The 12,226-nt window shown below is 69.2% G+C and carries 9 protein-coding genes and 1 pseudogene; 7 read left to right on the forward strand and 3 right to left on the reverse strand.

The window, feature by feature from the left end; genetic code table 11:
* Positions 1-201 precede the first annotated feature (201 nt).
* Positions 202-1,413, reverse strand: coding sequence for an ROK family transcriptional regulator (locus tag ACFYOY_RS28570; RefSeq protein WP_351890374.1), 1,212 nt, complete (start codon positions 1,411-1,413; stop codon positions 202-204).
* A 230-nt stretch (positions 1,414-1,643) separates the two neighbouring features.
* Here ACFYOY_RS28570 and ACFYOY_RS28575 point away from each other — a divergent pair, with 230 nt between their 5' ends.
* Positions 1,644-3,779 carry an alpha-galactosidase gene (locus ACFYOY_RS28575; protein WP_351890380.1) on the forward strand — a complete coding sequence of 712 codons (2,136 nt, stop codon included), beginning with the start codon at positions 1,644-1,646 and terminating at the stop codon, positions 3,777-3,779.
* A gap of 47 nt (positions 3,780-3,826) precedes the next feature.
* Here the strand turns inward: ACFYOY_RS28575 and ACFYOY_RS28580 are convergent, their stop codons facing one another.
* The gene (locus tag ACFYOY_RS28580; protein ID WP_388590417.1) at positions 3,827-4,678 is read right to left on the reverse strand and encodes a LysR family transcriptional regulator; all 852 of its coding nucleotides are present in this window, start codon (positions 4,676-4,678) and stop codon (positions 3,827-3,829) included.
* A gap of 110 nt (positions 4,679-4,788) precedes the next feature.
* Between ACFYOY_RS28580 and ACFYOY_RS28585 the strand changes: the two genes are divergently transcribed.
* From ACFYOY_RS28585 to ACFYOY_RS28595, 3 genes are all read left to right on the forward strand, one after another.
* Positions 4,789-5,274: a cupin domain-containing protein gene (locus tag ACFYOY_RS28585; RefSeq protein WP_388590488.1), complete on the forward strand. Its 486-nt coding sequence runs from the start codon at positions 4,789-4,791 to the stop codon at positions 5,272-5,274.
* Entirely contained in the window at positions 5,271-5,633 is a 363-nt protein-coding gene (locus ACFYOY_RS28590) for a DoxX family protein (protein ID WP_351890390.1), read from the forward strand. Before ACFYOY_RS28585 ends, ACFYOY_RS28590 begins: the two co-directional genes overlap by 4 nt.
* Before the next feature lie 1,213 nt (positions 5,634-6,846).
* Positions 6,847-7,116, forward strand: a complete 270-nt coding sequence (locus ACFYOY_RS28595; RefSeq protein ID WP_351890395.1) for a hypothetical protein — start codon at positions 6,847-6,849, stop codon at positions 7,114-7,116.
* 64 nt (positions 7,117-7,180) lie between these two features.
* Here ACFYOY_RS28595 and ACFYOY_RS28600 read toward each other — a convergent pair.
* Positions 7,181-7,554, reverse strand: a pseudogene (locus ACFYOY_RS28600) (LamG-like jellyroll fold domain-containing protein); the annotation flags it as partial.
* Positions 7,555-7,782: 228 nt separating this feature from the next.
* Here ACFYOY_RS28600 and ACFYOY_RS28605 point away from each other — a divergent pair.
* The 3 genes from ACFYOY_RS28605 (at position 7,783) to speB (ending at position 12,214) form a co-directional block, all read left to right on the forward strand.
* Positions 7,783-8,304, forward strand: coding sequence for an SRPBCC family protein (locus ACFYOY_RS28605; RefSeq protein ID WP_351890400.1), 522 nt, complete (start codon positions 7,783-7,785; stop codon positions 8,302-8,304).
* Between the two features lie 29 nt (positions 8,305-8,333).
* Positions 8,334-10,625, forward strand: coding sequence for an FdhF/YdeP family oxidoreductase (locus tag ACFYOY_RS28610; RefSeq protein WP_388590420.1), 2,292 nt, complete (start codon positions 8,334-8,336; stop codon positions 10,623-10,625).
* Between the two features lie 617 nt (positions 10,626-11,242).
* Positions 11,243-12,214, forward strand: coding sequence for an agmatinase (gene speB, locus ACFYOY_RS28615; protein ID WP_351890888.1), 972 nt, complete (start codon positions 11,243-11,245; stop codon positions 12,212-12,214).
* Positions 12,215-12,226: the final 12 nt, after the last annotated feature.

Consider the following 12,226-nt stretch of genomic DNA (forward strand, 5'->3'; position numbering starts at 1 on the left):
GTGCGCCGATGAACGGGCGCCGGGGCAGGCGGCGTAGTGGGGCTCGCGGCGACAGCGCGATCGAGGCGGGGGCGGGCAGCCGGGCGAAGACGGGCGGGGCGATCAGCGGCGGATGGTGGCGACCGCGAGGGAGAGGCGGCGGCCGCGTCCGCGACGGGAGCGGGAGCGGGTCGCGGAGGGCACGGTGTTTCCCGGTCCTGTTCAGGTGTGCTGCGTCATGGCTGCTCCTCGTATGTGCTGGTTCGCGTCCGACCTGATGAAGGACTGGATGGCGGTGGCCGCGGCTCCGCGGGCCCATTCGTCGAAGGGCAGCGGCCGAGTCTGCACATCGCACTGCGCCGCGGAGCCGAAGGCCGCCGCGGCGAAGGCGGCACGGATGTGATCGGCGAACAGGTCGTAGGCGGCCAGGCCCTCGCCGGAGATGATCACGCGTTCGGGGCCGAGCAGATTGGCCACGGTGGCGATCCCGCGACCGATGGCGTCGCCCGCCCGTGCGTAGATCTCCCGTGCGCCGGCGACGCCGTCGTGGGCCAGTCCGGCGGCCTGGACCGCGTCGGCCACCTGGACCCCCGTGGCCGCGCGGACCTGACGGACGATGGCGTCGTCGCTCGCGATGGCCTCGACACAGCCGCGGTTGCCGCAGTGGCAGCGGGGACCCGCCGGGTCGACGGTGACGTGTCCGATCTCGCCGGCCACGCCGTGGGCCCCGGCGACCACCCTGCCGTGGACCACGAGGCCGCAGCCGATGCCCGCGCCGACCGTGACGACGGCGAAGCCGGACAGTCCCACGCCCGCCCCGAACCACTGCTCGGCCACGGTCAGCGCGCGCACGTCGTTGTCGACGGTGACCGGCAGCCCCGTGGTCATGGCGGCTAGTTCGGCGAGCGGCACATCGCGCCATTCCAGGAAGGGCGAGTAGCGCACGACGCCCTCGGCACGGTCCACGTCGCCGGAGACGGCCATGCCCAGACCCGCGACGCGGACGCCGAGGCCGTCCGCTTCGATGAGCAGCTCCCGTACGAGTTCGGTGGCCGACCCCAGCACCGCCTTGGGGTCCCGGGCGGCGAGGGGGATGTGCCGGGCGACCAGGATCCGGCAGCACAGGTCGGTGAGTACACCGATGATCTTGTCGCCGGTCACCTTGACCCCGATGAACAGCGCACGGCCGCCGTCCACCCGCACCAGGTTCGCGGGCCGCCCGAGCGCCGGGCGCGCGTCCTCGTCCACCTCCTCCACCAGGTAGCCGGCCTCGATCAGGGGACGGACCGCCTTGGTGACGGCCGCGGCCGACAGCCCCGCCCGCCGGGCCACTTCCATACGGGTGAGCGGGCCCTGGGACAGGACCGTGGTGAAGATCTGCGCGGCGGCCGACGTGTTCGCGGGGAACGACTCGACGGCAGAGGGCGAGGACATGGCCGGGAACCTAGGCCCCTTATTTTCCGCTGTCAATGAAAGAAGCAGGAATCTCCTGAGGATTGCCTGTGAGCCCCGACCTCGGCTCCAAAGCCAGCCACACACGAGGTGTTGACATGCGATCGAAGGTCTCGTTGGCTTACGGAGCGATCCTCGTCCCCGTCACCGAGCGCCCCGCATCCGCGGGCGGCACCCGCCGCTCCCCCGTCGTCTCCCGAACGTGAGGCCCGATGCCGACGATCTCCCGTGCCCCGGACACCGGGGTCTGGCTGCTGACCACGCCCCGTACGTCATACGCCCTGCGCATCGACGAAACCGGCGCGCCCTGCCACCTCGCATGGGGGCCGCGGCTGACGATGCCGGAGGCGGAGGAGCTGGTCGTGCCCGCCGGAGAGGCGGCGAGCAGTTTCGAGGGACGACCCGCGGTGGGCGAGGAACTGCCGGTCGACGGCGGCACCCGCTACGGCACGCCCTCCCTCCAGGTCCGCTACGCGGACGGCTCCCGCGCCTTCGAATGGCAGCCGACCGGGCACCGCGTCCTCACGCCGTCCGACGGCGTCCGCGAACTCTCGCTGGAATTCCGCGACCGCCACTATCCGCTGCGCGTCGCCCTCCACTACAGGGTGCGGGACGACACGGATGTCATCGAGCGCTGGACGGTGCTGAGCAACGACGGTGACCAGCACCTCAGCCTGGTCCGGGCCGACTCGGCGGCCTGGTCCCTGCCGGCGACGGCCGACTACCGGCTCAGTCATGTCACCGGCCAGTGGTCCGCGGAGAGTCAGCTGCGCCGCGAACACCTGCCGTACGGGGAGACCGTGCTGACCAGCCGGCGTGGCATCACCAGCCACCACGCCGCTCCCTGGGTGATGGTGGACGCGGGCGACGCGACCGAGGAGCACGGCCGGGTGTTCGGCGCGGCGCTCGCCTGGAGCGGGAGTTGGCGCCTCACCGTCCAGCGCACACCGGACGGGCGCGCCGGGTTCTCCGGCGGCGTCGGCCACGAGGGCACCTGCGTGCCGCTCACGCCGGGCGAGGAATTCATCACCCCCGTATTCGCCGGGCTGTTCACGGACGGCGGGTTCGGCGCGGCGAGCCGGGCCTGGCACGCGTACACGCTCAACCACGTCCTGCCGCATGGGCATGAGGTCGCGCCCGTGCTCTACAACTCCTGGGAGGCCACCGGCTTCGACGTGAACGAGGCGAACCAGAAGGCGCTGGCCGAGCGGGCCGCCGCCCTGGGGGTGGAGCTGTACGTCGTCGACGACGGCTGGTTCGGGGCCCGGCGCAGCGACCACGCGGGGCTCGGCGACTGGACCCCCGCCCAGGACCGCTTCCCCGAGGGCCTCGGCCCCCTGGCCGACACGGTGCACCGCCTGGGCATGCGCTTCGGCATCTGGGTGGAGCCGGAGATGGTCAATCCCGACAGCGACCTCTACCGCGCGCACCCCGACTGGGTCCTGCACACCCCCGGCCGGGCCCGCAGTGAGCTGCGCAACCAGCTCGTCCTGAACTTCGCCCGCGACGATGTCGCCGACTGGGCCTACGGCTGGCTGACCCGACTGGTCGCGGACCACGGCATCGACTTCCTCAAGTGGGACATGAACCGCGCCTTCAGCGAGGCCGGCTGGCCCGGCCCCCCGGACGGCAACGACCGGCTGTGGACGGGCTATGTGGCCAATCTGTACGACGTCCTCGACCGGCTGCGGGCCGACCATGCCGGGCTGCGCATCGAGACGTGCAGCGGCGGTGGCGGACGCGTCGATCTGGGCATCCTCACCCGTACGGACCAGGCGTGGGTGTCGGACAACACCGACGCGGTCGACCGTCTGGTCACCCAGCACGGCTACGGTCAGCTCCACCCGGCGCGCACGATGTCCGCGTGGGTGACGGACGTGCCCCATCAACTCACCTGCCGCACCGTGCCGTTGCGGTTCCGCTTCCACGTGGCCATGTGCGGGCTGCTGGGCATCGGCGGCGATCTGACCCGCTGGTCGGAGGAGGAACTCGCCGAGGGCGCCGAGCTGGTGGCCGAGTACAAGCGGGTGCGCCACCTCGTCCAGCACGGCGCCCTGTACCGGCTGTCCGGGCCGCACGGCGAGTTGCCGACCGTGGTGCAGTACGCCGCCGAAGACGGCGCCGAGACCCTGGTACTGGCCTGGCAGCGCGGCCCGCGCCACGGAGTCCCGCGGCTGCCGGTACGGCTGCGCGGCCTCACCCCCGGTGCCCGCTACCGCGACCCCCGCACCGGTGAGGTGCACCATGCCACCGTGCTCGCCGCGTACGGATTCCACCCGGACCTCCGGCCCGGCGACTGGACCAGCACAGCCGTACACCTGGTCAGAGTGGAGCAGGACGACGATTGACACCGCTGGCGTGTGGCACTGGCCGTGGTCGGTGACCCGCCGGTGACTCAGTCGCGGTAGGCGGCGATGGCGATCTGGACGAAGGAGCGGATCAGTGGATTCGTGTCGTCCTCGTTCCACGCCGCCACCACACGGCTCGGCGGCATGTCGATCAGCGGCACCACGGCGAGCCCCGCCGCCGGTTCGTGGCCCACCAGGGTCATGCCGACCGTGCCGTTCCACAGAACGGCTTGCAGGCATTCCTGGACGCCGCGCACCACCGGGCCCTGGCGAGGTTCCCCGCCGTTCCAGTACGACTGCCAGAGGGGGTCGGTGCCCTCAGGAAACCGGAACCAGCGGCGGTCGGCGAGGTCGGCCAGTTTCAGGCTGTCGCGGCGGGCCAGCGGATCGTCGGTGCGCAGCAGCGCGCCCACCGGGTCGGTACGCAACTCGTGCACGGTCAGGCCGGTCTCGTCGAACGGCCCGCGGGTCAGGGCGATGTCGACCAGTCCGGCGTGCAGCCCGCAGGTGGGATCGGTCAGGTCGGTCTCGCGGATGTGGACCTCGACGCCCGGGTGCCGCCGGGAGTAGGCGCCGGCCAGCCGGGTCGCGCCCGGGTCGGCGCTGTCGGCCAGGAGGCCCATGGTGATGGTGGCGGCGCCGGCCGCCGCGGCCACGCGTACGCGTACCCGGTCGGCCTGGTCGAGCAGGGCGCGCGCCTCATCCAGCAGCACCGCCCCCACCGCAGTGAGCGCGACACCGGCGGAAGATCGGCGGAACAGCGCGGCACCGAGCTCGGTCTCCAGCCGCTTGATCGCCCGGCTCAGTGGCGGCTGACTGATATGCAGCCGGATGGCCGCCCGGCCGAAGTGGAGTTCCTCGGCGACCGCCACGAAATAGCGTAGTGTCCGCAGCTCCATGGTGGAACGATACCCGTACGGTATCGACACCACAGCATGGGTCTTGGACAGTCGCAGCGCCCTGGCACTGGAATCGAAGCGTGACCGATGAACCGAAGACCAGCGAGCCGATGGCCGACCCCGCCGTATCGGTGGTCGGCCCGGGCGACGGCGAGACGATCGTCCTGGGCACCACGCGACTGCGCATCCTCGAAGACGGCAGCAACACCGGGCACCGCCTCGGGCTCGCCGAGTCCGTCCTCGCACCGCACACGCCCGGACCGCCGCAGCACCGCCACGCCCAGCACGACGAGGGTTTCTACGTCATCTCCGGCACGGTGCGGTTCACCGTGGGAGAACAGGACTACGACGCGACCGCGGGCACGCTGGTGATGGTGCCTCCCGGTGCCCCGCACACCTTTGCCAACACGACCGACCAACCGGCCGTCATGCTCAGCACGTTCACGCCAGACCTCTATGTGCGGTACTTCCGGGACCTGCAGGACATGATCGCCGGCGGCCAGGCGCTGACCCCGCGGGCGAACATCCAGGTGATGCGCCGTTACGCCACCGAGCCCGCCACCGACTTCACCCAGAAGACGGAGCCGGAATCGTGAACATCGCCTATTGGATCGTCGCCGGCCTGCTCGCTCTCTTCTACCTCTACGGGGGCGGGGTGAAGGTGGTCCGGAGCCGTGAGCGGCTCCGGCCGATGATGGCCTGGGTGGACACCACGCCGATGCCGGCCGTCAGGGCCATCGGGATGATCGAAGTGCTCGGCGCGATCGGGCTGATCCTCCCACCGCTGACCGGCATCGCGCCCTGGCTGGCCCTGGCCGCGGCCATCGGGTTCGTGGTCCTCCAGATCGGCGCGACCAGGATCCATCTGAGCCGCGGAGACCGCCGGATCGCTCTCAACATCACGCTCGTTCTCGCCGCGGCGGTGACCATCTGGCCGGCGACGACATGGCTGTGACTCCGGGCACGGTCGGCGAACGACGAGCCGTGCCGTGGCGTTCGCGTAACGCCGCCGCGTCGCAATTGAGCCGGGGTATTGGACGGCGGCCCGAACCGCCGAGCTTTCGGACAACGGCTGCCCCATGTCACATCAGAGCCGTGGCGCAAACCGCCCACATCCTCACCATGCGGCACCTCGTTGTACGGGCAGGATCGGAGGTTCCGCTATCAGAACGCCCTCAGAGATCGGGCCCACGGCCGGAGATTTTCATATTTCTGAACAGCCGGAACAGTGGTGCGAATAACACAAATTTCACCCTCGTTGTGCGTCCGGACCCTACAGAAAAACACTATCCTCGATCCGGTCGTTGACTGGGCGGAGGCCGGAACAGCGACGCTGCCCGCAGATCCGCGCGGTCAACGATGAAGTAGAGCAGGCGTGGTTCTCCACGTCTGGTGAGGGCCGCCGCCCCTGCTCCAACTGCCAGGAAGGGAGGGGCGGCGGTTTCCGGCCATGGCAGTCTTTGTTCATCGCTTCATCCGCGCCGTTCGCGTCGAATTTGCACTCGCGATCTCATCGTTGCGTCCGGCATGGATAGTCCGCCCGGGCAATCACTTAGCCGACCTGCAGGAAACTGCCAAACCGAGCGGCAATGAGCGGACATCAGACAGACTGCCCGTACCCCCTCGAACCAAGACGCGAATAGGACGGCCGGTCGGCCTCATGGCCTGAAGACCCCGCCGAATCCACCTTGTTCGCACACCGGGCGCAGGGCTTGCGCGAAAATCCTCCGGCGATGCACGGAAGGTCCGACTTCGGGTACTTCGCTGCCGTCGGGAGTGTGGTGTTGGCCATACCGGCGGGACCTCAACTGGCGCGTTAAGTGAATTTACGCGCGCTCCCTATCGCAAACTTGCGAAATACCCGCCGGTAAGTTTAGTCGCTATGGTCGGCAATAGGAGATAAGCCACTCAATGTCCGCTGCGCGAAGCGGGATTGTAGAGCCCCCCTCCGACAGACACCGGCTGACGCCGGGTCAGCGGTTACTGCGGGTTTAGTTGCGTATGGGGACGTGGCTGCGTTAACTACACGACACCTGTCGACGAGCAGGCGTACATCCCGACGTGGTGTTCCACCCTTCCTGGCAGTTGGAGCCGGACACCTCGTCAATCCCTCACCAGACAGGCCCCGGCACGTCACCGCGGGCCCCGAAGACTAAGGAGATACCCGTATGGCCGAAGCACGTCTCGGCCCCGGTGGAACCGGTGACGGCCGCGATGAGAGCCATCCTCCTGTCGCGGCCGACCAGCACCTGGCCAACGGTGGAGACCACGACACCCCTTCCGCACCCGACCGAAGCCGCCGACATCAGCGACGCCTTGAGGTCAACGTCGACGAGCACGTCAGGTTCGCCCTCCTCGTCTCGCCCAAAGCGCTGCGGTGGGCCGGGGCCGTGTGCGTCACGCTGGGCAGCGCCGGCTGGTACACGCTGACGCACTGAGCCCTGGGCTCCGGGGGGCTCCAGGAAGGCCCAGGAGGGCCGCTGGAGCCCCCGGAGTCCTCGGTCAGGAGGACATGAAGTCGCGCACCGGGAGTGCCCGGTCCACGAGGCGGACGTCGCCGATCCAGCCATGCATGATTGGGTCGATCTTCCCGCCGTACTCATAGCCGCCCAGCAACCAGGGCAGCCCGAGGGTGGTCAGGCCGGTCGCCGGGGTCAAGGGATTGCGCGCCACCGGGCAGCCGTTGACATACAGCGTGGTGTGTCGTCCGTCGTTCACCACCGCCCCATGCCACCAGGTGTTCAGCGGCAGCTCATGGCTCCAATTGGTGACCGCGCCGTTCTGATTCAGCGGATAGACGGCCCACTGGAGCGCATGGCCTCGGACAGCGGGAGGGTGACCACCGGCTCCTCCGTGTCACCGCCGGTCTTTCCGGCGTCGTGGCACAGGCGCCGCATCCCCTGCTGCCCGCGCGTCCGCCGCCTCCGTGCGCACTGCCACGCTTGCCTCCCGACCGTTCACATTCGGACGGCGCCAGCATGCATGAATTCATGCAGTCAAACAACGGGTTGACTGCAGATTGTCATTCACATAGAAGGAAGATCCATCTGGCGACCTGCTGGTCGGGCGGTGACACTGAGGGCAGATCTGGAGACAGGTGGGCCATGAACACCATCGAAGAGACGATCGAGGTCGCGGTCCCGGTACGCACTGCCTACAACCAATGGACCCAGTTCAAGAGCTTTCCGCGGTTCATGTCCGCGGTGAAGCGGGTCGAGCAGATCAGACCCACGATCACCCATTGGGTCATCCGGTACGGCCCGGTGCGCTGCGCGTTCCAGGCGGAGATCGTGCACCAGCGGCCGGACTCCTCCGTGGTATGGCGTTGCCTTCAGCGCCGCCCCTCCCACTGGGGTGAGGCGTCGTTCCGCCCCACGGCACCGGACCGTACCCAGGTCACCGTGCGCATAGAGAGCACTCCCGGCAGAGTCGCGTCCCTCCTCACGAACGCCTCCTCCGGGCTCGCTCGCCGTGTGGTCCAAAGGGAACTCGGGCACTTCAAGGAGTTCATCGAGGGCCTGGGCCAGGAGAGCGGGGCCTGGCGGGGGTCCATCCACAACGGACACGTACAGCCGACGGAGCCGGAACCGCCGAGAAGCCGGGTTGCTCGCTGGCCCGTGGGCTGACCCTCGTCCAAGAGAGCGAGACACACCTGATGAAGAAGGCGCCGAGACACGAGCCGGATGAACGACTCTCCGCCACGCCGCCCAAGAAGTGGGCGGCGGGAGTGCCCGCGGTGACCCATGCGCTGGAGTACTCCCTGGAGGAGACGACGGTCCGGCGCACCGCCACGACGCTGCTGACCATGAACCAGGTGGCGGGCATCGACTGTCCCGGCTGCGCCTGGGCCGACCCCGCCCCCGGCCACCGGCACCGCAACGAATACTGCGAGAACGGCGCCAAGCACATCAACGACGAGGCGACGGCGCGGCGCGTCACCGCCGACTTCTTCCGTACGCATACGGTCTCCGAGCTCGGCCGCCGTTCCGACCTGTGGCTGAACCAGCAGGGCCGGCTCACCGGACCGATGGTCAAGCGGCCGGACGCGGATCACTACGAGCCGATCAGTTGGCACGACGCCCTGAAGCTGATCGCCGCGGAGCTGACATCGCTGGACTCCCCCGATGAGGCGGTCTTCTACACCTCGGGGCGGGCCAGCAACGAGGCCGCCTTCGTACTGCAGCTCTTCGCCAGGGCCTTCGGCACCAACAACCTGCCCGACTGCAGCAATATGTGCCATGAGTCCAGTGGCTTCGCACTGCACGAGACGTTGGGCACGGGCAAGGGCACGGTGAGCCTGGACGATCTGCACCACGCCGACCTGATCTTCCTGGTGGGCCAGAATCCCGGGACCAACCATCCGCGACAGCTCTCCGCGCTGGAGCAGGCGAAGATCAACGGTGGCCACATCATCGCGGTGAACACGCTGCCGGAGGCCGGACTGCTGCGGTTCAAGAACCCGCAGCGGGCCCGGGGGGTGATCGGACCCGGCACCCGTATCGCCGATCGTTTCCTCCACATCCGCAGCGGCGGCGACCTCGCGCTGTTCCAGGGCCTGAACCGGCTGCTGCTGGAGGCGGAGGACGCCCGGCCGGGCACCGTACTCGACCACGATTTCATCCGCTCCAGCACCAGCGGGTTCGAGGAGTTCTCCCAGCACGTCCGCACCATCGCCTGGGACGACATCCTGACCGCCACCGGACTGACCCTCCAGGAGATCGAGCAGGTCCGGGACGCCGTCCTGGGCAGCAAGCGCATCATCGTCTGCTGGGCCATGGGAGTGACACAGCACCGCCACGGTGTCCCCACCGTCCGGGAGATCGTGAACTTCCTGATGCTGCGCGGAAACCTCGGCCGGGCCGGAGCCGGGGCCTGCCCGGTGCGCGGGCACAGCAATGTGCAGGGCGACCGCACGATGGGCATCTGGGAGCAGATGCCGGACTCCTTCCTGGACGCGCTGCAGCGCGAGTTCGGCTTCGATCCGCCTCGCGCCCACGGGCTGGACTCGGTGAACTCGATCAGGGCCATGCGCGAGGGCCGTATCAAGGTCTTCCTCTCGCTCGCGGGCAACTTCGTCCGGGCCGCTCCGGACAGTGCGGTCACCGAGGAGGCCATGCGGCGCTGCCGTCTCACCGTTCATATCTCCACCAAGCTCAACCGGTCCCATACGGTCTGCGGCCGGACCGCGCTCATCCTGCCGACCCTGGGCCGCACCGAACGGGACATCCAGTCCGGTGGCGAGCAGTTCGTCACCGTGGAGAACTCGATGAGCGAGGTGCACACCTCCTATGGGCGTCTGAGACCGGCCTCCACGCTACTGCTCAGCGAGGTGGCCATCCTGTGCCGGCTCGCCCGCCACACCCTCGGCGACAAGGCCGGCATCCCCTGGGATGAGTTCGAGGCCGACTACGGGGCGATCCGCCACCGCATCGCCCACATCGTTCCGGGGTTCCATGACTTCAACCGGCGGGTGGCCCGTCCCAGTGGCATCAGGCTGCCCAATCCGGTCAACGAGGGGGTCTTCGCCACCCGCGCCGGCAAGGCCCTGTTCACCCGCAACGCCTGGGACATGCTGCGGGCCCCCGAAGGGCATCTGCTGCTGCAGACCCTGCGCTCCCACGACCAGTGGAACACCATTCCCTACACGGACAACGACCGCTACCGGGGCATCCACGGACGGCGCAGGGTGGTACTGGTCAATCCGGCGGATATGGCCGAACTCGGCCTTCTCGAGGGGCAGTTCGTCGACCTCGTGGGCGTGTGGACCGACGATGTGGAGCGCCGCGCGGAGGACTTCGAGGTGGTCCCGTATCCGACCGCACGCGGCTGTGCCGCCACGTACTACCCCGAGACCAACGTCCTGGTGCCGCTCGACAGTGTGGCCGAGATCAGCAACCAACCGACGTCGAAGGGGATCGTGGCCCGTCTGGAGGCCCGTAACGGGTAACGCGTCCGACCGCCCCCTTCGCCCGGCGCGAGCAGTCACCGGAGGCCGGGTGGGTGGGCTTCAACTGCCGGTTCTACGATCGGACATAACCGAGGTACGTGCAAAGGCCAGTGGTTGTGTGCTGGGCTGCCCGCATCGTGCCGCGAGGCAGCCGCCCGAGAGGCGGAGGACCACAAGGGTGTGACGAGTGAGCGAACGCCGGGACGACGCCCAGTGAGCGGCTGTCGCAGGCGCCGCTGCCTCGCGGCACAGAGCCGAAGACCCACTGGCCGGGGGTTTCCTGGAACGGGTTTCTCGGATCCGAGAAACCCGGGCCCCATGGCCGGCCCCCGGCCCGCCCGCCACGTGTCCTGAGGCGCGGTACTCCTTCCCCCGCAGGAGTGCCGTATCACCACCGCTTCATCGTGCGGCCGCAGGCCCTGGGCACCGAGCGGGTCATCCGGCGATGTGCGCAGGACAGCCGCGGAGCCGGATGAGCGCGCTTCCCCGTTCACCAACGGACTGTTTCATCGTCCACGTAACGGCCTCCACCGGGCCGGCATTCCCCCACGCAGATCATTTCCCCCCACAGATGAAGGACTCAGCACCACATGACCGCGAACCCTCCCGACATGGCCATGCCCGTCCCGCCCCAGGAGACCGATGTCACCCTGCACTTCACGGGCCCGGCGACCTTCGGCCGTGTCCCACGTCTGGACCAGGTCGGCGCCACGGATATCGCCGTGGTCGGGGTGCCGTTCGACGCGGGTGTCTCCTACCGGCCGGGCGCCCGCTTCGGCTCGAACGCCGTCCGGGAGGCGTCGCGCCAGCTGCGCCCCTACAACCCGGCCCAGGACGTCTACCCGTTTCACTACGCCCAGGTGGCCGACGCCGGTGACATCACGGCCAATCCGCACAACATCGACGCGGCCGTCGAGAGCATCGAGGAGGGCGCGGACGCTCTGCTGTCCACGGGCGCGCAGCTGATGACGCTGGGCGGCGACCACACCATCGCGCTGCCGATCCTGCGCTCGGTGGCCCGCCGGCACGGCCCGGTGGCGCTGCTGCACTTCGACGCGCACCTGGACACCTGGGACTCCTACTTCGGCGCCCAGTACACCCATGGAACGCCGTTCCGCCGCGCGGCCGAGGAGGGCCTCCTGGACACCTCCGCGCTCTCACACGTCGGCACCCGCGGCTCGCTGTACAGCAAGGAAGACCTGGACGAGGACACCAAGCTGGGCTTCGGGATCGTCACCTCGGCCGATGTGATGCGGCGCGGGGTGGACGAGGTGGTGCAGCAGCTCAAGGAGCGCATCGGCAAGCGGCCGCTCTACATATCCGTGGACATAGACGTCCTGGATCCCGCACACGCGCCCGGCACCGGCACCCCCGAGGCGGGCGGCCTCACCTCTCGGGAACTCCTGGAGATCGTGCGCGGGCTCAGCGATTGCCATCTGGTCTCCGCCGACCTGGTCGAGGTGGCCCCGGCGTACGACCACGCCGAGATCACCTCCGTGGCCGCCTCGCACACCGCCTACGAGCTGATCTCCGTCATGTCCCGGCAGATCGCCTTCTTCCGCTGGCTCGAGGCGAACGAGCAGTCGTAGGCCGCCACCACC

This window comes from Streptomyces sp. NPDC007875, assembly GCF_042868035.1.
Lineage (GTDB): Bacteria > Actinomycetota > Actinomycetes > Streptomycetales > Streptomycetaceae > Streptomyces > Streptomyces antimycoticus.